This is a genomic window from Psychrobacter sp. YP14, assembly GCF_003209315.1.
Lineage (GTDB): Bacteria > Pseudomonadota > Gammaproteobacteria > Pseudomonadales > Moraxellaceae > Psychrobacter > Psychrobacter raelei.
On the sequence record NZ_CP029789.1, the window covers coordinates 2,295,903 to 2,315,561 of the forward strand.

15 protein-coding genes are annotated in these 19,659 nt (G+C 40.7%); 5 read left to right on the forward strand and 10 right to left on the reverse strand.

What is annotated here, in order from left to right:
* Positions 1-13 precede the first annotated feature (13 nt).
* Positions 14-613 carry a GNAT family N-acetyltransferase gene (locus DLE54_RS09365; RefSeq protein WP_110816974.1) on the reverse strand — a complete coding sequence of 200 codons (600 nt, stop codon included), beginning with the start codon at positions 611-613 and terminating at the stop codon, positions 14-16.
* Between the two features lie 133 nt (positions 614-746).
* Between DLE54_RS09365 and truD the strand changes: the two genes are divergently transcribed.
* Positions 747-1,916, forward strand: a complete 1,170-nt coding sequence (gene truD, locus DLE54_RS09370; protein WP_110816975.1) for a tRNA pseudouridine(13) synthase TruD — start codon at positions 747-749, stop codon at positions 1,914-1,916.
* A gap of 23 nt (positions 1,917-1,939) precedes the next feature.
* Here truD and DLE54_RS09375 read toward each other — a convergent pair whose 3' ends face one another.
* Entirely contained in the window at positions 1,940-2,869 is a 930-nt protein-coding gene (locus tag DLE54_RS09375; protein ID WP_011961199.1) for a PHP domain-containing protein, read from the reverse strand.
* 237 nt (positions 2,870-3,106) lie between these two features.
* On the opposite strand from DLE54_RS09375, the gene ispZ reads away from it, so the two are divergent.
* The 4 genes from ispZ (at position 3,107) to mnmD (ending at position 6,896) form a co-directional block, all read left to right on the forward strand.
* Complete coding sequence (ispZ, locus tag DLE54_RS09380; RefSeq protein WP_011961200.1) at positions 3,107-3,676, forward strand: septation protein IspZ; 570 nt, start codon at positions 3,107-3,109, stop codon at positions 3,674-3,676.
* Positions 3,677-3,706: 30 nt separating this feature from the next.
* Entirely contained in the window at positions 3,707-4,003 is a 297-nt protein-coding gene (locus tag DLE54_RS09385) for a YciI family protein (RefSeq protein ID WP_041773804.1), read from the forward strand.
* A gap of 36 nt (positions 4,004-4,039) precedes the next feature.
* On the forward strand, positions 4,040-4,606 hold the full coding sequence (locus DLE54_RS09390; protein ID WP_110816976.1) for a hypothetical protein: 567 nt from the start codon (positions 4,040-4,042) through the stop codon (positions 4,604-4,606).
* 70 nt (positions 4,607-4,676) lie between these two features.
* Positions 4,677-6,896 (forward strand): tRNA (5-methylaminomethyl-2-thiouridine)(34)-methyltransferase MnmD, encoded by a 2,220-nt coding sequence (mnmD, locus tag DLE54_RS09395; protein WP_110816977.1) that lies wholly within the window; start codon positions 4,677-4,679, stop codon positions 6,894-6,896.
* A gap of 39 nt (positions 6,897-6,935) precedes the next feature.
* Here mnmD and DLE54_RS09400 read toward each other — a convergent pair whose 3' ends face one another.
* The 8 genes from DLE54_RS09400 to DLE54_RS09435 form a co-directional block, all read right to left on the reverse strand.
* Positions 6,936-7,742, reverse strand: coding sequence for a ThiF family adenylyltransferase (locus DLE54_RS09400; RefSeq protein ID WP_011961204.1), 807 nt, complete (start codon positions 7,740-7,742; stop codon positions 6,936-6,938).
* 107 nt (positions 7,743-7,849) lie between these two features.
* The gene (locus tag DLE54_RS09405) at positions 7,850-8,740 is read right to left on the reverse strand and encodes a TatD family hydrolase (RefSeq protein ID WP_110816978.1); all 891 of its coding nucleotides are present in this window, start codon (positions 8,738-8,740) and stop codon (positions 7,850-7,852) included.
* On the reverse strand, positions 8,730-8,960 hold the full coding sequence (locus DLE54_RS09410) for a hypothetical protein (protein ID WP_041773359.1): 231 nt from the start codon (positions 8,958-8,960) through the stop codon (positions 8,730-8,732). The genes DLE54_RS09405 and DLE54_RS09410 overlap by 11 nt, the downstream gene beginning before the upstream one ends.
* A 300-nt stretch (positions 8,961-9,260) precedes the next feature.
* Positions 9,261-14,360: a hypothetical protein gene (locus DLE54_RS09415; RefSeq protein WP_110816979.1), complete on the reverse strand. Its 5,100-nt coding sequence runs from the start codon at positions 14,358-14,360 to the stop codon at positions 9,261-9,263.
* Between the two features lie 2 nt (positions 14,361-14,362).
* Complete coding sequence (locus tag DLE54_RS09420) at positions 14,363-14,839, reverse strand: protein kinase (RefSeq protein ID WP_264755949.1); 477 nt, start codon at positions 14,837-14,839, stop codon at positions 14,363-14,365.
* Positions 14,832-16,817 carry an integrase gene (locus DLE54_RS09425; protein WP_110816981.1) on the reverse strand — a complete coding sequence of 662 codons (1,986 nt, stop codon included), beginning with the start codon at positions 16,815-16,817 and terminating at the stop codon, positions 14,832-14,834. Before DLE54_RS09425 ends, DLE54_RS09420 begins: the two co-directional genes overlap by 8 nt.
* On the reverse strand, positions 16,818-18,383 hold the full coding sequence (locus DLE54_RS09430) for a site-specific integrase (protein ID WP_110816982.1): 1,566 nt from the start codon (positions 18,381-18,383) through the stop codon (positions 16,818-16,820).
* 9 nt (positions 18,384-18,392) lie between these two features.
* Positions 18,393-19,553, reverse strand: a complete 1,161-nt coding sequence (locus DLE54_RS09435) for a tyrosine-type recombinase/integrase (RefSeq protein WP_110816983.1) — start codon at positions 19,551-19,553, stop codon at positions 18,393-18,395.
* Positions 19,554-19,659: the final 106 nt, after the last annotated feature.

Here is a 19,659-nt window from a genome sequence, read left to right on the forward strand (position 1 = left end):
AGCCTTGGTGCGTCTAATCGCCTATGACAGACAACCTCTTTTCTAGTTCAAGCAATTGTAGCCCCTCAACTTTGGGCTCACCATTATTGCCATCTACAGGAAACGGCATACTCTTACCAGTTAACACATAGCCTCGGCGCTGATAGTAAGCCAGCAGCTCAGGGCGTTGGCTCAAAATGCTCATGGTTAATCTGGCGTTGCCTTGCGTATCTTCTGATTTTAAATGCCGACCGGCAAAGGTCTCAGCCGCTTGCAGAATCTGATTGCCAACGCCCCGACCTTGTAAGTCACAATGAACCGCAAACATACCAATATAAGCATCATTATTTTGGCTGCTGTGCTCGCGGTTATCTGCCTGGCCAAAATCAACAGCAATACAGCCTAAAATATCCCCAGTTTCCTTGCCTTCGGTGACTTCAGGAAAAACAAATAAATAATGCCGAGGGGTATTAATTACCTTTTCAATTTCAGCCACTGTGGTGCGAATACCGCCCACCAAATGTGCTTCATTGGTCCAGCCCACATCATCGCGATAGCATTGATTTAACAGACGCAGTAAAGCCTCACTATCCTCTAGGGTGGCTTGACGCAAAAAAACATTGGGGCTTGGCATGACTCATTCTCCAAAGGCTGAGTAAAATAACGCGTTAAGCTATTAAACCAAAAATTAAGCAGGCAAGTAAACATGTTATTATCGCAGTTATTTACCCCTATTTTCCAAAATCATTTTATCATTTGAGCCGCTTATGACTTCCGCTACGCCTCTGTTACCTGAAATTACTTCCGATCAAATCAAGCAACTGACTAGCAGTCAATGCCTAGCTCAGCCCCTGCCTGCCCCTATATTAAGCGCCTGTTTTAAGCAGTCCCCTGAAGACTTTCAGGTAGATGAGCTGCTGGAAGTTGGCCTGTCTGGTGAAGGGGAGCATTTGTGGCTATTGATTAAAAAGACCGCCATGAATACCAGCTTTGTGGCCGATCAGCTTGGCAAATGGGCCAAGATACCCAGTCGGGATGTGGGTTACTCTGGGCTAAAAGACCGTCATGCAGTGACCACCCAGTGGTTTAGCTTGCGTCTACCCAAAGGCAAGCTGCCTGATATAAGCTTTGATGAATTTGCCAAAGCGCACTTGACCACTGACACCGAATCGGTAGAAGTACGACAGCAAACCTGGCACAGCAAAAAGCTCAATCGCGGTACGCACAAGGCCAATAGATTTTTCATTCGCTTAACCGATATTGAGCTCAACCCTAAGGTGGCAGCTGCCCCTGCTACAGTTGATGAGACCCTAACGCTTATCAGCAAAGAAGGGGTACCCAACTACTTTGGTGAGCAGCGCTTTGGCAGGCAGGGCAACAACATTGTCAGCGCTTTGGAGTGGTTTGAACAGGGCACAATAAATGGCCGTCCGCCTCATCCAAAAAAAAGCCGTGATGCGCAATCTTTATTACTCTCCTCAGCCCGCAGCGCTATTTTTAATCAAATCGTCTCAGCCAGAGTTCAGCTGGGAGGCTGGAATACTGCCATAGACGGCGACGTGTTTAATCTGGATGGATCGGGGTCTGTGTTTTGTGTTGAGCAGATTGATCAAGAGATACACCAGCGACTGGCCAGTGGCGATATTCACCCAACTGCGCCATTGTGGGGCATCAAAAATGACAAAGTCAGCGAGGCTGCAAAAGCCTTAGAAGATAAAGTGGTGAGTCAAGATGCTGTGTTACAAAGACTGGCTCAAGGCCTTGAGAAAAAACAGTTAAAAACCATGCGCCGCGCAACCCGCTTAGCAGTGAGTGATTTCAGCTGGTCATGGACAACAGAGCAAGCGGATAAGCCAAGTTTGGTGCTGCAATTTACCTTACCCACCGGCACCTTTGCCACCAGCGTACTGTCAGCTTTGGTAACTCATTTAAAATAGCAACCGCGGCAAGTAGACCTTAATTAAGAGGCACTCAATAACGCTTCAATCACCAATGTCTGCCCCTCAGCCAAGCTTGGTACGTCGCCAAGCTTGCGCCAAGGCATGCTGCTGCCATGAAAGTCGCTACCAGTTGACACTTGCAGTCCATGCTCTGCAATACTTCTATCCACCATGCGCCGTGTGCTTAATGGCTCATCATTGCTGGGCAGCTCACAGCCATCACCGCCAAATTGTGCAAACTCGGCTATCAATTTACGTACCCGAGTCGCAGATAGATTGTAGCGGGTGGGATGCGCCAATACCGCTTTGCCGCCGCAGCGATGAATCAGCTCAATGGTATCTTGCATGCTTAAGGTTTCAATGGGCACATAAGCGGCTTTATTATCGGCCAAATACTTATCAAAAGCCTTTTGCATGGTAGGCACAATCTCTTGTTCTAACAAGACCTTGGCAATGTGTGCTCGTCCTACGGCATCGGCATTGCCATCTGCCTTTAGCAGTACAGCTTGCCACATGTCATCGAAGTCATGACCCGTTAATTCAGCCATTTTTTGTACAATCATCCGGCCACGATTGCCACGGCTCACTTGGATGTGAGTTAAGGTGTTATTCATCTGCTCAAAATCATCAAAGCCTAGACCCAGTACGTGAATAATTTTGTCTTTGGCTTTATTCTTGCCATAGCCGCCAGTAAGCGTGTGCTGACAGCTTATCTCCACCCCATTAATTAAAGTAATACCCAGTGCTTGCGCCGTGGCCTTGGCCTCTGGGATACCCGCCAAAGTATCGTGATCGGTTAGCGCAAAGATGTCGATATGGGCGGCATGGGCTTTGTGCAGTAGCTCGCTTGGGCTATTGCTGCCATCAGAGCAGGTACTGTGACTATGTAAGTCAATGCGTTTGTAAGCAAGATTTGTAGTAGAGGGTTGTGATGGTGAGCAGTGCGGCATAATAGCAGTCTTAAAAATTACAATAAAATAGAGTGACTATTGTAGCGGTTAATGAGCGGTATTTGTCGATGTTTTGGTAAAAGCTGTGTTTAATTAAGTTCGCAAAAAGATAACTGCCCGCTTTAAACCTCATCTTACAAGGTATTGTATGCGCAATGCTTTTTTTTGTGGGTCAGGCCGTGTAAACTATTGCCTCAAGTCATCCCCCACTCTTCTTTTTCTATTATTGTGACCTTTATGAAAGCATTGCTAGATTTTATCCCCTTACTTGCCTTTTTTTATGTGGCCAAAACCCAAGGCATCTTGGCGGGCGCAGGGGCTATTTTAATCGCTACGGTCGCAGTGGCAGTGATCCATTTGATCACCCAGAAGGGGCGCCTGACCAAGCAACAAGCGATTACCTTAGTGCTTACCGTGGTCTTTTGTGGTCTTACCTTATTGTTCCATGATGACATTTATCTAAAATGGAAATCGACGGTGATTAACGGCATATTTGCCGTGGCCTTATTAATCAGTGTATTAATCGGCCGACCTTTGTTAGAGATGGCCATGAAGAGTGTGTTTAATCTGACTCACTCTGGCTGGAATAAGCTGACTTTGGCCTGGGTGGGCTATTTTGTATTGATGGCCGGATTGCAGTACTACTTTGCTTTTTATACCAGCGAGCAAACTTGGATCAACTTCAAAACCTACGGCTGGCTACCTTTCATGTTAGTCTTCATGGTGGGTCAGTTTGTGATACTAAAAAGCCACATTAACCCTGAAATGCTAGATGACAAATCTAATAAATCAAACAAGCCAAAATAAGCTAGGCTAATACACTAACTGAGAATGAATATGCCGTTATTTATGATTATGGGCCATGATGTGGCCAACTCCTCTGAGCTTAGACAACAAACCCGTGAGGCTCATTTGGCTCGTCTGCACGAGCTTGAGGCACAAGGCCGCTTGGTTATCGCTGGACCAACGCCTCTTGAAGTGGGTCAAACGGCCATGTCAGGCAGCTTAATCATCGCCGCTTTTGAAAGCTTAGAAGCGGCCCAAGACTGGGCCAGCCAAGAGCCTTATCTCACAGCGGGCGTATATAGCCATGTCGATATCAAACCCTTTATTAAAGTCCTACCCTCTGCCTAATTGCTCAAGCTTCACTGCTTCTTGGAATCCCTAGCTATGCGCGCTGCCTCAGATTTTGCTCAGTCTCAAACTCCCTCATTATCGTCTCCAAAAACCCGCTATCGCCTAGCTGCCATGCTCAGTGCCGGCCTATTAAGCATGGCATTTGCATTGCCGCTAACTGCGGTGGCTGCGCCGACAGTGGTGGTCAATCAGCCCGGCGCTCAGGCTACCGAGCAATCACCCACAGACCCACAAGTGGCGCCACCACCTGCCTCGCCGTTTAATGGGGATACTCTGCCAAAGACGGTTCACTCTGAGCAACAAGATGCCGCCGCACAAGCATCAGGCACCGCTGCTGATACCGATGTGTTAAAAAACCCAAAAAGCTTAGCCAGTAAAATGCAGCCCAGTGATGCTGATTTGTCAGCGGCCAATCAAGAGCTGCTCAGCCGCAATGCTCAGTTGCAGCGTGATGTTAATGATCTTGAGACTCGCGTTAATGTACTTATCAATGAGCGCAGCGGTCAGCTGTTTATGTATGGTGCGGTGACGGTCGCCGTCTCTTTATTCTTAGGCGTTTTGTTGGGCGGCTTTATCTTTAGTCGCCGTGACCGCTGGTAATGGGCACTCTTAAAGTTAAGGCAAGATTTGGTACAAAAACCATAACCCAAGCAATAACATAAGGCACAAAATGGATAAGGTCACCCCTGCCAAGCTGTCTTGGCGTGAAGATGAACTCGGTAACGTGGTCCCCGTCTCTGAGATATTCGGCGATGTGTATTACTCTTTGGTCGATGGATTAAATGAGTCGCGTTATGTATTTTTGACCCAAAATAAATTACCTGAACGCTTTGATGCCTTATTTAGCCGAGCGAATAGTAGCGCAGCGTCTAACTTTAGCATTGCTGAATTAGGCTTTGGTACCGGTCTTAATATACTGGCCACTTGGCAGCTTTGGGAACACAGTAAGCAGCAGTTCCATACTTATTTCAACTCACAAACTAACCTGCAAACGAGCTCGCAAGACCATTTAAAGGGCTCACGCTCGCTAACACCGCGGCTGCATATCATCAGTACCGAAAAGTATCCGCTCACTCATGCCGATTTAAGCCGCAGTCTTGAAAGCTGGAAGCATAAAGACACCAGTCTGGTGCCCTTTGTCGATCAGCTACTCGCCTTATATCCCACCTTGATATCTGGCTGTCATCGCCTACAGTTGGCCGAAGATGTCACGTTAGATTTATGGCTTGGTGATGCCTGTTTCAGCTTACAACAATTGGCCAATAGCTATGACACGCTGCCCTACGGCGCTCACATTGATGCTTGGTACTTAGATGGCTTTGCGCCTGCATGTAATGAGTCGCTTTGGGCAGATCAGATCTTTGAGCAGGTAAAGCGCTTATCTAAGCCTGGTACTACTGCGGCGACCTTTAGCAGTGCTGGCGTGGTCAAACGCGGCTTGATGGCGGCAGGCTTTGAGATCAAAAAAACCAAAGGCTTTGGACGCAAACGTGAAATGCTAACCGCCACCAAGCTTGAGCCGGTAGCAGTCAGTGACGATACCAGTGACAACCAAGGTGCTACTGAGTATGATGCCAAGTCAACTTTAGCATTACGCTCTAAGAAGCAAGTCACACTGGATACACATGCCGTGACGCCCAACGAGCAGATTGCAGTGATTGGTGCAGGTGTTTGTGGATTAATGGCGGCTTGGTCATTGGCACAGTGTGGTAATGCGGTGAGCTTAATAGACAAAGAGGCCCCGTTAGCGGGTGCCTCTGGCAACCCAAGGGCGCTGCTTGCTCCTAAGATGACGCCGCTTGCTCATGTGGCTGAGCATTTGCACAGCATCAGCTACCTTTATAGCCAACGCTTTTATCGTCAAATCGATCAAGGTGAGCATAAAATCTTTACCCCCACCACCACCTTAGACTTGCTACAAAAAAGTAACGTCGATGTGCACCAAATCGCTGAATATCCTGAGCAAATGGCCACCACCTTATCACTTGATAGCGCCCGAGATATATCTGGTTTACAGCAGCAGGATTTGACAGCGAATTTATACCTGCCTCAATCAGGGCTTATTAACCCTAAGGCACTGGCCGATAAGGTACTTACCCACCCAAACATCAGCTTTAAACAAGCGAACATTAAGCGCATTACCCCCTTACAGGCAAAGGCTTTTGATGACGTAGCTGAAGTAAGTGAAGTAATTGAAGTCACTGCGGATATAACGGCGCAGCCTGCTAAGCGTACTAAAGTTATGCTGCACTGCGAAAGTGGGGAGGTGTTGTCGGTCAATAGAGTGGTTATTGCTGCCGCTTTTGAAAGTCAAAGCTTGGATGCGCGCATTTTTGAGTTTCGTAAAATTCGGGGTCAATTATCATGGTTTGAGCCCACTACCGAGCAGCTGCAAGCACTGCCAACCTTACCACTAAAATACTCAGGCTACTGCGCCCCTTTTATACCGCAGCCCGGTGATGAAGCCGTTAACTCAGTCACGCCCTCTGTGCCTACTTTTTTGCTTGGGGCGAGCTTTATTCGCAATGATTTGGATGATGAGATTCGGCTTAGTGAGCATGCGATTAACCATCAAAAGCTACTAACGGCGCTGCCTGAGCTTTCGGCGGTTCTACCCTTACCAGATACAGAGGCTGACTTATATCAGCGATGGCAGGCACGAGTGGGTATTCGATCACAGACGCCAGATTATCACCCTTTGGTGGGTGCAGTCGATGAGCAGGGTCTGATTTGGACACTGAGCGGCATGGGCTCTAAGGGCTATGCTTTTGCACCGCTATGTGCTCAGGTATTAGCTGATATGATGACCGCACAGTTTGTACCGCTGCCGGCGGCGCTGCTCGCTAAGCTATCAGTGCATCGAAGCAGTTTAAAAAAGCCGTTATCATAACGGCTTTTTTTGATGTTTGTTTTATGATGGCTACCAAGACTAGCGGCTTAGCATCGCTAACGTCTCACTGACCATGACCATACCCACCACCGAAGTGACGGCCACCGCAGAGCCATAACCGCCGCAATGTAGGCCGCCGGTCTGCACGCTACCATCGGCTGATTTATTGACAATAGGCGGCTGAGTGGAGTAGACACATTTAATGCCGAACTTCTCTTTCATGGCCTTATTAATGCCATGCTCATTACGCAGCTTGGTGCGCAGGCGTGCCAGCAATGGATCTTGATAGGTGTCTTTTAGGTCACTCACTGTAATTTGTAATGGATCGGTTTTACCACCAGCACCGCCAGCACAAATTAGCTTTAATTTGTTAAATCGGCAGTGTAAGGCAATGGCAAGCTTTGCCGACATGTCATCGGTACAGTCAAGTACAATGGTCGCTGTCCCTTGCTCAGCGCTTTGCTTGGCCTGCTCTCGGCTTGGCAATAGCTGAGCGACATTTTCTGCGGTTAAGAAGTCATCAACTAAGTTGAGCTGTATCTTTGGATTGATCTGACGCGCCCGCTCGGCCATCTGTTCAATCTTACTTTTTCCAAAGCCACTGTCCATGGCTGGCAGCTGACGGTTGACATTGGAGGCCACCAACACATCCATATCAATCAAAGTCATTTGACCAATTGCCGTACGTGCTAGCCCTTCTGCCACCCAAGTACCCACACCGCCCACGCCGATGACTATGACATGCGCCTTTTCAAAATTGGCAAAGCCTTTTGTACCATATAAGGTCTGAGTGCCTTTGAAGCGTCGATCATATTGGCTATTGTCTGTCGCTGAAGTTGAGGTCATAAAGCGCTTACTTTTTATAAAATGATGGGTTTAGGGCCAGATTTAATGAATAGAGTTACGATCACCTGGTTTTAAAATAAAAACGACAGGCTATTATACAGCATTCGTTAGGCGGGATAAGGCCAATCCACTTTTAACGCCTCACAACTGTTTTGCCACAGCTGCTGTGCTAAGGTGACCTTATCCACGTGAAGAAGCTCACTCAACCCTTGTAGCACAAAGCCTAAATTACCTGGCACATTTCGGGTAGGCGTACTTCCTTGCTGACAGCACACAGGCGTCATGTCCGGACAATCTGTCTCTAATACCAAGCTCTGTAGGCCAAACTCCTCTACCACGGCAGTAATGGCTCGGCGTAGTTTTTTGGCATTGGTATTGGTAATCTGCCCGGTAACGCCAAGCTTAAAACCTAGCTTAACAAAGGCTTTGGCTTCTTGCTCACCCCCACTAAAGCTATGGGCGATACCGCCAAGTTCAGTGGCTTTATAACTATGCTGTTTTAATAGCGCCAAGCATTCAGCATGAGCCTTACGAATATGCAGCAACACAGGCAACTGATGCTCAACGGCCAAATCCAATTGAGCGCTAAAGAAGCGTTTTTGTTTTTTTAACGACTCATCTGTTTTTAATTCATCGCTAAAGGTATCCAGACCAATCTCACCGATAGCAACATGAGGATGGCGTTGTAAGAATTGAGCCAGACGGTCTAAATCCGCTTCAGTATGCTCAAAGATATAAGCAGGATGTAGCCCTGAGGCAAGATAGACCTTGGGTACTGCGGCCTTATTGGCTTGTGTGTTATGTGAATAGCTTGATAGCTGCTGCTGAGTCTGCCGCATGCGCTCAAAATATTTGGCCAGATAACCAATGAGTAATAAATGACGTAGCCCAGACCCATAAGCTGCAGTTGCCAAGCTCAGCCTATCTTCATCAAACACAAAGTCATCAAAATGAGTGTGTGTATCTATTAACGCGTAATCTATCGGCTTATCTGTCACTGGAGGTATCCCTATCCGTATTGCTTTGTGTCGTGGATTGATCAGAGCGCTTAGATGACTTTGGCTTGGCATGCGATATATCATCAGATACAAAATCAGAGTTTGCCTCTAGATCAGATGGCCGGACTACAGTCTGTTGTGGCTGACGACTGCTGCGCCTTGGGATTAATAACAACGCCACACCTATGGCAGTTAACTGAATCAATTTAGAGTATTTCATTACCGCCCCCATCTCCTCACAACAAGAGATATAAAAATATAGCCCAATGACAGTTATATCAATGGGCCATATGTTTCTAAATACAACATCTTGTTATTTACAATATCATCTAAGGTGCATCCTAGAATGGTAGTTCTTATAAATATATGTACGTCCGATAATCTATATAGCATCAGAGCAGCATATCGTAAATTTTGTAAACTTTACCCTTTTATAACCCCTATCTCAGCATAAGTATTACTTGGTTTATAACATAAAATGTAAAGTTTTATAGCTTACTATATTTATTGGAAAGTAAACTTATTGAACTCTTCTTGATCGAACCAAATTTTCACGAAGATAATATGCTCTTGCAGATCCTGTTTCAACAAGACTATTAAGTAAAAACAAGCAAACATTATACATTTTACGACTCAACACACCTCTTTCTTCATATTGAAGATATCGCCCTAATATCATTTCTAAGTAGAAGGCTGTATCTCCTTGTTTACTAAGGAGTTGAGGATTATTAGAGAGGTTCTCAGCTAGTATATAGATACCTTCACTGAAGAAAATATCATAAAAATTATAGATTAAGGCCGATAAACCTTTAAATACATTACTGTTATTATTATATTTACTCGCAAATTCCAGTAGATTTTTAGCACCAACTTTCATAAAACTAATATCTTTCTCAACCCCAGTCCACGTATATCCAAGAAACATCATACTACGTAGCAAGTTATTTAGGTCATTTTGATACCCCATGTAAGGATCATCTATATCGTTCAACGCTATCTTATGAACCCCTTGACTTAATACAGACCATAATGCCCATACTGATTCAAAATCTTCTTGCTTGTCCATTTCTGTTTCAAATAATAGCTTCAAAAGATACATAAAGCTTGGAGCTTCAACACATCCTGCAACTAATAAGTCTTTAAAATTTTTAAAGCCTTCTGATTTTGAAGAAATAAGATGTTCAACTAGACACTCCTGAATCTCTTTGTTTTGATATATTATTTGGTCCTCAGGTAAATTTTGAAGGTTTCGCTCTGATTCAAATGCAAAGCCAACAATCTTATACATTAAATGCATATAATTAGGATTATTATTGTTCAAAGGAATCATAAGCATTGGCAGATGTATGAGTGAAGAACTATGGGTAGTTAGAGTAATGTCATCAACGTTAATTTCGTATCTACCACTTATTAATTTAACTCGAAAATCTGCAATTAAATCTGTCCACCTACTAAGTGCATCTCTTCTTTCAGGCTCTCCTAAGTGATGAACTCTTCGTAAAGGAGTAGTTTCCTTATAAAACCTTGCATACTCGACGACTCCAGCTAAACAGTTAGTAGCTAGCTTTGGGTCTATTTCCCATAAGAAATCTCGTACTCCTTTAGCTGCGTGATCTTTAACTTCAGAGTTAACATGCGTCAGTACTTTTGCTAAGGCTAATTCTATCTTCTCTCTCTGACTATCAACGAGCTCTAAATTGAGTAGCCTCGATAGAGAATATGCACATGCACATGCACATGCACCTATATTATCTGCATTGGTAGATATTGAATCGATAATAATATTAGTACACCAATCTTTGTCTTCATCACTCAACGAATCTAAGTTGTCACGAACACAAACTGCGGCAGTCGTTGCTATTGCTTCAATAGCAATTCTTTCTAAGTCATAAACCTCACGATTTTGAAAAGACTTAAGCAGCAACTTTGCTTCTATCAACGCCTCTTGATATGTAGAGTAATATTTTTCTTCAAAGATATCCTCTTTAAATAAACTATCTGACCATAATTGTAGCGTACTAATTCTGTTACTCTTATTTAAACGCTCGCTTAGCTCACTTTGCTCTTGTCTCATTTTTGATGGAAGATCAGTGGTATTTTCAAACCTAACTATATTATTTTCTTTATCATGAACAGCCTGCATCATACGTGTATCGACACGACGGAGCATATATCTAAGGGGATTTTCATCTGAATTAACCACATCATTTGTCAGTTGTTCAACAACTGCTATGGCATCATCTCTTAAGTTATTATCAAACTGCATTCTAAATAAAAGAGTTTCTAAACTCTCTCCTCGCCACGGTTTGAGTGCCGCGTTCCTACGCTCTGCAATATATATTTCCCTCATAGGTTCTTGAAGCATAAAGAAGTTTAACTCGTTAGCTCCTCTTTCTTGAGACTTACGGTTAAAATCTAAAATATATAAATCAGCAGTTCTTAATAGAGGTAACGAAGATTTACCTATTTTTTCAGGAAATCCTGTTGCAACTGATGCTAAAACGGAAGTAAGCAACACAGAATTACTATTACGTAGCAAATGATTAAAAATAAACTCTATTTGGTTATCCTCATTACTACAAGTTTCAAGGTAACCTATTAACCAGTTCTCTAAAGCCATAAGAGCACATTGAAGCACGTCAGGTAATGTTGAATGTCCTCGATACCCTTTCCAAAGAAGAGGAGACGCATATTGCTTCACCACAGACCCATCATTTAGAATTAACTCTACCTCCCTTACTGTAATTTCTGTGCTGAAGAAATCACTAAAAAATATTTCCTCCTCGCTGTTAATAGACGGTGATGAAAAATCAGATTCAGCATGTTTCTGCGCTGTGATGTTACACAAATTAATTATAAAATTTAGTGCTTTTCCAATGTCAGTCTGAAGTAAATACTTGAATGGTCCTTTGGCACCACTGGCAGGTGGCGATAACCCCCTCATCTCATCAATCCCAAAAGACTCTTCTACATCAATATTTCTTGATAATCCATAGATTGAAAGGTCTTGTTCCTCAACTTCTCCTAATAGCCACTCATGCATGGCCAACTTGATTACGAGATCGGGACAGTACTTACATAGGATGGGAGTATTTAATCCATTAAGAGCTAAAACTACTAATTCATCAACATATGGTAGTCTTACGGGATTATTCTTAACAACAAGAACGTCTTGCAACAATAGCTCATTAAATTCTGTTTGAATTGCTGGTGCAACTTTCAATAAGGCGCTAATTATCTCTTTACGTTGCTCTTCATCTCGATAACTACTTTTTAAAGGTTCTAGCAACCATATAGTTAATAACCCAACTGTTTTTGCAGCTTCAGGCAAGTCATCAAATATATTAATAATGCCACACCATTCTTTTATTACTTCCGTAATATGCTTACGAGTTACTTTATTTAAATCATCTCTCACTGAATAGATGAAATCAAACAGTGCTTTCCATCCTTGACCATAAGGAATCAGAAATAAAGAAGTTAGCGTGTCATGCTTGTCAACTTGCTTAATCAGTCCAGCAAAACGAGGGTGTGGATTTGGCCTTTGACAAGTTATCCTGAGAATAAAACAGAATCTTATTAAAAGCTCGCATTCATTACGAAGTAACTGAGGTTTTAATGTGTTTAAAAAATCTTCTGGGGCATCGTGTTGTAATATCGCAGCAATAGTTTCATCTTTCCAAAAGCTCTCGATGTTGCTAACAAACACTCTTTCTATAAATTCGTTAATTGATTTGTCGTACTTTAGCTTTTCGTATAACCATAGCCTGAAAGCTCTACTAATTGCAGGCTCACTACCTATAGACTCAAAGAAAATTGATAATTCATGTGAGTTTTCGACATACTCATCTTCAATAAACCTTTCTAATGCCCAATCTTCCAACACATCATGGGTTAGACTTATTAGTGAAGTGGACTCATTCCTATTGATTAAGTTATCTTCTTCTAGCTTCGAGATTGCTTCAGGATCAAAGTTTCTATCAGATAATCCATACACCATCTTTTTCGCACGTTGTTTAGCAACTTCGACAAACGTATTTCTACGTTTTAATGGCATACCAGAGTTACGATGTGACTGCTTTTCAATCACTGAAGACCAAACAACATTCTTAAACTCTTTTTCTGTACCACCTGATATAAAATCTGCACCATTACTAAAGGCTACTACAGCAATCTGAATAAAAAATGGTATCTTAATAATATCTACTAATGCGCTGTTATTATTCAAGCTATTGAGCTGTGGGATTTGTTCGCAAACCTCATTAAGTTGATCTTGGTTAAAACCTTTAATGTTGATACTATTGAATCGTATACCACTAGATTGAAGGTAAGTAAATACTAATTGCTGATAAGCATAATCACGTCCAGTAGCAATAATTTTCCAACCTGTTTGGTTATTGATAAAATTGAGCAGATCAGTGAAGGCAGATGTATTATCAAATTCTAAAACTTTTTCCAAAGATTCAATGACTAGAATTTTCTCATTGATAAGTGAGAAATATCCTTCAATCTCACCTAAGGTAGATTTCATCCCCATAGATGCAAAAACGTCATTAATATGATTTTTATCTAAATCTTCTGCTCTAAGATAAAAGACTGGTATGTCTACACCCTTTAAATCTATGTAGTCTTTTACAAGCCCTGATTTACCAGTTCCTCTAGCTCCCGTGACAAATAAGAAGTCACAATCATAAAAACCTTCTGTTATTTGCGTTAGCTCTGCAACTCTATCTATATGAGTTTCCTTAATTGAGCTAGATATTGCTTGAAGGATATATTCACTACGTTCTCTAAGTTTTAGAAGGTCGTGTTCAAAATCTACTTTGCTCTTAGTTTTAAATAATGAATTTACCTCTTCAGAAATATTATTCTGAGTTAAGACTCCTGCATTTTGATTAAACTCTTGAACCCAAGTGATTATTTTTGATAAGACAAGAGAGGGTGATTCTTCTGTGTAACATTCAATGAGTGAGCATAGTAGATTTGCAACCACCGAATACTCATTATCTAAATCAAATCCAATAAGATGGAATATCTTTAAAAACTGCCATAGTTCATCGTCCGATACATTATTGCCATCATTTGCACGAGTAAGCTGCGTTCTAAATTTATCAAGCCTCTCCAATTTGGTTTTACTAGTGAACCCTACCGTATTTACCTTCTTAATAAAATCAGTTGAGCTTGATGAGTATCTAGCCCATTCTAATATTGGTAGTGTGTTATTGATATCTACTTTATGCAATTGACCTGTTATCAAGGCAATTGAGTCAACTTTAGGGTTAAAGTCATCACTCTTGAAATCTTTCCATCCACTTTTAATAACCTCTCCAAATACTGAATCCTCATTCTCGCTTAAGGTTATTTCATGCTTGATTTGTGCGTACAGTCTGCTTTCTTTACCAAAAGAATCTGAAGCAACTAAAACAAAATCATCAGTATTTACACCATCGTATTTATTCTGAAACTTTAGTTCCTTAGCTCTCGTGTTCTTCGATAAACATGGAACAAAGGATTGTGTTAAAAGCGATATAGCAAAAGCTGCTTGGACTCTAGTTTCGAAATTAACGCCACCACCACCTGTAGAGAATGGATTACTCTGTTTTTTTAACTCTAGACTCATATCTATACTCTTCCTGATGGCGGTATTTTCTTATCAAAAGGTCTAAGTATTTTTGCCGTCTCGCTCTTTGAAGGCAAATCTACATCTGATTCGTTTACTCTCTTGTCAACTTCAGAAACCTCAATACCTTTCTGTCTAATATGATAAGCAATCTGTTGCCAACGTCTGAACCACAGTTGCTCTTTCTCTTTATATGTGTCGAGTTCAACCTTAGTTCTTTCTAGCTCTACCAGCAACTTTTTATACTCTTCTTCAGTCTGTTTCTTAGACTTCACTAATCCGCCAGATAAGGCATGTTTAGCGTTATCATACGCTGCTTTTATTTCAGGCTTGGCTTGTAATGACTGCCTACTAAATCCAAACTTATCAACCAGTATTTTCCAAGTTAATTTTGATCCTAGCTCTCCTAGCGTCCATTTATCGAGCTCTTGAACGATTAGTTTAATATCACCATCTGACATGTGACGAAATTTAGACATTATTCACTCCTTTTAAGTATTCAGCAGGATCAAAATCCTCTACTCCATAATCAGACAGCTGTTTTTCTAAAGTACGACGTTTCTTCTTATTATGTATTATCCAATCGCTACTTTTTTTGGGTTTATTGGACTCCATCTTTTTTTCAGCAGTTTCCTGAGCAAGGGTCGTTATCGCATATAGTCTCTTAACCTCCTCAATTCGCTCAGAATCGTCTTTAATCCATACATAGTCCTTACACTCTGCTGAGCACTGTAAATGCCTCTCACACGGCATCTGAGAGAAATTATGAATACACAGACCTGTGCCTACATCGTGTACTGCTTTAATTCGTGCTTCAAGCACTGCATCTTGATGCTCAATTGGTATTGAGTTCAGTTGGTCTGCTAATATGCCATTAGCATCGCCTTGTTTTATATCTTCTCTAAGCATCAAAGCACGCTTAGCAGGGCTGGTATGTTGATACGCCTTAGTATCCCTAGAGTTTTTTCTACCAAACCATTCAGTCTGTAATAAATCACTTAAGCCACCTTCATCAAGCAAAGTATTCATCGTATGTCGAAAATGATGGCTATTAAAATCTACGTCAATATGTTGACTAGCATACTCTCTAGCTAAATCTGGGAAATATCTTAAAAATGTTCCTAACATTGAGTGACTACAACTTGTAGCTAACCAATGAGCGTAGGCACCACCTGAAAGCCCTAAGTTCCTAATAAAAAGCAAGTCACTCAAATAGTATTTTTTTCCTTGTTGGTCAATATGGTATGACTTTAAATAATTAGGCTCGAAGTAATGGGTACAATATTCGACTACCCCCTTTTTACTAGTATAAAAAACTTGTTGATTGTTTTTGATCTCACTCCAAGCATAGTTATGATTTCTAAACCAGTATTTTTTCCATAATAGATGCGACCCTAAACCTAACCTCTCTATGTCCTTTGAGTATAGTTTCGCATTATTAGATATACCATTCAGAAACTCTAAGTCTGGACCATTAGTTGCTTGCATCACCTTAGCTGTCTTTCGTACCGGTTCAGTTAACCTGATCACTTCCTCTACGATATCTTTTGCTATAGGAGCTACTTTCGATGGCAGATACAATCTTTCCTTAGGGGTATATACATCACCTAAGCTTGATTTTCGTGGGAAATAATCAAGGTAGGGATAACCATCTTTGTCTTCTTGCACTGTCTGAAACGGCATTAACAAAATTTCGCTTAAACGTCTACCAGTCAAAACCAATAAACTTAAAATCAGCACATAAAGTCTATATTTATGATCCTTAGGTAATCCTTGATAAAGTTCTCCTATAATTTGGTATACAATTGGCTCAACCATTTGATCTGCTTTAGTTGGTTCTAAAACATTAGGATCATCTAGTCTTTTATCTTTCAGACCTCCAGTATTTTCAGGACGTTTCATTCCAGAATATTTATAATCTAAAAAAATTCTACACAACCCATTAGCATCGCAATGTGCTGCAAACTCTCCAACAGCCTTATGTAAGTTATACGCTGTAGATGATGCGTAATGATTTGAAATTAATTCACAGGCACTATCTAATACCTCTGGAGTTATCTGAAACAAACTAAGATTTAACCTTTGTGCAGAATAAGCTATATAACCAATAGAGGTTATAAAGTTTCTTTGATTAGATATAGCTTGATTCTTTTGATGAAACCTTAGTACAAACAAAGCTTTTGCTAATTCTGTCCATTCATCTATTAAAGGCTCTTCTCCTAGATTAGGAGGAAGTTTAAACTCAATACTAGCTATTTTAGAATTTTTTCCAGTTAAATTTACTAGTCTACCGCCAATAATAGTCCACAACTGATCTTCCCAATTAACGTTTTCGAACCCTTCTAGCTCAAGAGTCTTTGCTAAGCTGACTAAATCTTCAAGATTGTTTTGACGATCGTCTTTGATAGTAATAAATGGTATTACTTTTGTTTTCCGTTTTGAGCGATTATCAGACATTTAAGCCTCCTTACAAATGTTTATAACATTTGTTACAGCGATAATTACATCATCAAGCTGAACGCCCAATCTAGCATTCTCGTACTTCTCGAGACGTTGTTCTCTATTTTCTAATAAGCTTTCAAGTACATAATCATGATCAGCTGACTTATATGGCTGAAACTTAGGGCACAAGTAACAAGAAAACGGTGGATCTAAATGACAAATACTTGTGTTTCCACATACTCCAATATCTGTTGGTTGACTAAGCTTTTCTTCATCAACAAAGATTAGCTGTTTATCATCTCTATCACCATTAATGGCTTCAGTCTTATCACTAATAACCTTTCCTTGGAATAGCGTTACGTATTTTGCAAACTGTTGAGATAGAGCTTTATCTAAATGAGCTACAATGCTATTTCTAGTATCGTAGTAAACTTGGACATTTTGAGTATCACTATGGTCTAAAATTCTAGCTAGCTCTTTAGTACTAATACCTTCTGATGCTAAGCTAGTAGCTAAGGTATACCTAAACCTTCTAGCAGATACTTTTAAGGGCTTCTTCGTTATCGGAGATATAATGTTATGACGAGATACAAATGACTGTAGTAAGCTCGAGATATCTGAACTCTCCATATTGAAAACGTCTTCTATCAAATATGCTTTTATTGCAGAAGGGTTGCCTGATTGCTTGATAAATAGCGGTCGTTGGCTAGAGTCTGCATACTTATTACCATTCCATACTAATTCGATTTTTTTATTAGCATTTATTAACTCTTCTAAAATCCTACCAAACAAAGGATCTAAGTACTCTTCCATATAATCATCGCGAGGATGTAATTGTCTTTTCTTAATTCGAGGGACCTTTATTATATAAGTAGGTTCACTAATGCTATCAGGAGTTAACTTTGATAAGTCGCTTTCTCGCAAATAAGTCAAGTTACTTGGATTTCTTCCTAAAGCTATTGACAGTGCTATCGCAGCTTTCTCCTGTAAGTGATGGTGTATGTTACTATTATCTTGTTCTAGTGCTTTAATTATCAAAGGCAACTCTATAGACCTATCTAACGGTCCTTTTTCAGGGTCTAGGCTTTTAACAGCTTCTCCTTTAGGATTCCCAGGTATGGTCATACCTGAAAGTTGTTTTGCATACCTAGAAGAAAAGCCTAGACTAGGATTATTAGTTTCAGACCATATGTACCATTGAATTGGACGGTATAACGCCCATAGACGGTGATTAGCTCTCGCTTTAGAAATTGACTGTTCGAACGCCTTTACTAATAGATCTTCTACGTGGGTAGTTTTATTAGAGTTTTTTTCAATGAAGGGAAGTATTTCTCTAGCTACGTCTTCAAATAAAACTTTACCAGCATGAGTGGATGTATGAATCATGCGATGTATAACATAATTTTTTAGAGCTTCTCGAATTAAGATCGATTCAAATCTACTAAAATTAAGTCTGCTTGAGCATACTGAATAAGGTAAATCCCAAGTGTCACTTGAAACATCAACCTTATAACCTTCTCTTGTGATAATAGTTCCCGATTTATCTTTTTTTGTTTTACTAATAGAGTGTTGAAGTAGCATTAAGGTTCCTTATCTAATAAGATTTCTTTGATAATTGCTCATAGCTCTTCTTGCATTTTCATCCACTTCTTGAGCAATGTATACATTTTGAGACTCTAGACTGGAATCACCTCTCAAAAATGCTAAAGCTTGTTTTCTCTTGTTTTCACTCATTCCGCTCGTCCTAAGCTCTCTTTCCATTCTCGAGGAAAACGTATGCCTTAGAGACTTAGCACTCAAGTTTTCAGGTAAATCGTCAATGTACTTTCCTCTTAATAAATGAAATAACTGAGTTATAGAGGCCTGCGAGAGTGGAGTACCTTCATCACTCAAAATTAAATAATCAGACTCAATATCCGATTTTTCCTCTAACACCTCCCTCCAATTAACAATATATTCATTCAATCTATGTATTAATTCTGAATTATTGAGTGGTAATAAGCGACCGTTTCTCTTCACACTAGGCCTTGGCTTACGTGTATCAGATATATCTAGCTTCCTTCTAACCACCTCAACTGAAGATATAGCGCCAAATGTTATATCTTCTACCCTTAAGCTCAGCAGCTCTCCAGGTCGTAGACCGCAATAAAGCATTAAGCCTACTATGACGAAGTTCCTATTCTTTATAGCTTCATTAGACCCGAATGAATTCTTGAATGAGGGGTCTAGTACTTTCATCAGAAATTCCACCTCACTATCTGTTAAGCCTTTATTGAGATATCTTTTACTTGGTGGGTTAGATATGAATGATGAAGATAACCACTCATCAAGTATTATCTTTCTATCCGATAACCCCCTATATGTAGCAGAAGAGTAAGGTAATTTAGCTAGAAGTGTGCTCATAAACCAATTTAAGTATTTTCTAACAGTCATGAGCCTCAAGTTGAAGGTTGAAGGTGCAACTGCATTACCATCCTCTCTATTCACTCTTAAGTGATCGATTAATGATGATTTAATTTGCGCTGAACTAAAAGAAACCTTAGCTAATAACTTTGATTCAAGATTAATATTTTGATTGTCTAGCCATTCATAAAAAACAACTAATTCTCGGGCATTTCTCACTAATGTACTTATACTTTTACTTCGATTTGATAGTAGATACTCATTTGGCTCGATAAGTGGTAAATCAACAGAGTCAAGAATAATAGGAATCTGTTCTCCACTAAGGTGTGTAATAACCACTACTCTCATATGAATCTCGACTTAGAATTATATTTACATTTATTTTATATAACAATTTATATGTTTACAATAATTTTCTTATAATATTTACTAAAGTGCACGTATAAAAAAACCC

What these genes read in the sequence shown, in the direction of transcription:
- DLE54_RS09365 (WP_110816974.1), bottom strand. Translation starts at nt 613, where the DNA reads ATGCCAAGCCCCAATGTTTTTTTGCGTCAAGCCACCCTAGAGGATAGT.
- truD (WP_110816975.1), top strand. Translation starts at nt 747, where the DNA reads ATGACTTCCGCTACGCCTCTGTTACCTGAAATTACTTCCGATCAAATC.
- DLE54_RS09375 (WP_011961199.1), bottom strand. Translation starts at nt 2,869, where the DNA reads ATGCCGCACTGCTCACCATCACAACCCTCTACTACAAATCTTGCTTAC.
- ispZ (WP_011961200.1), top strand. Translation starts at nt 3,107, where the DNA reads ATGAAAGCATTGCTAGATTTTATCCCCTTACTTGCCTTTTTTTATGTG.
- DLE54_RS09385 (WP_041773804.1), top strand. Translation starts at nt 3,707, where the DNA reads ATGCCGTTATTTATGATTATGGGCCATGATGTGGCCAACTCCTCTGAG.
- DLE54_RS09390 (WP_110816976.1), top strand. Translation starts at nt 4,040, where the DNA reads ATGCGCGCTGCCTCAGATTTTGCTCAGTCTCAAACTCCCTCATTATCG.
- mnmD (WP_110816977.1), top strand. Translation starts at nt 4,677, where the DNA reads ATGGATAAGGTCACCCCTGCCAAGCTGTCTTGGCGTGAAGATGAACTC.
- DLE54_RS09400 (WP_011961204.1), bottom strand. Translation starts at nt 7,742, where the DNA reads ATGACCTCAACTTCAGCGACAGACAATAGCCAATATGATCGACGCTTC.
- DLE54_RS09410 (WP_041773359.1), bottom strand. Translation starts at nt 8,960, where the DNA reads ATGAAATACTCTAAATTGATTCAGTTAACTGCCATAGGTGTGGCGTTG.
- DLE54_RS09415 (WP_110816979.1), bottom strand. Translation starts at nt 14,360, where the DNA reads ATGAGTCTAGAGTTAAAAAAACAGAGTAATCCATTCTCTACAGGTGGT.
- DLE54_RS09420 (WP_264755949.1), bottom strand. Translation starts at nt 14,839, where the DNA reads ATGTCTAAATTTCGTCACATGTCAGATGGTGATATTAAACTAATCGTT.
- DLE54_RS09425 (WP_110816981.1), bottom strand. Translation starts at nt 16,817, where the DNA reads ATGTCTGATAATCGCTCAAAACGGAAAACAAAAGTAATACCATTTATT.
- DLE54_RS09430 (WP_110816982.1), bottom strand. Translation starts at nt 18,383, where the DNA reads ATGCTACTTCAACACTCTATTAGTAAAACAAAAAAAGATAAATCGGGA.
- DLE54_RS09435 (WP_110816983.1), bottom strand. Translation starts at nt 19,553, where the DNA reads ATGAGAGTAGTGGTTATTACACACCTTAGTGGAGAACAGATTCCTATT.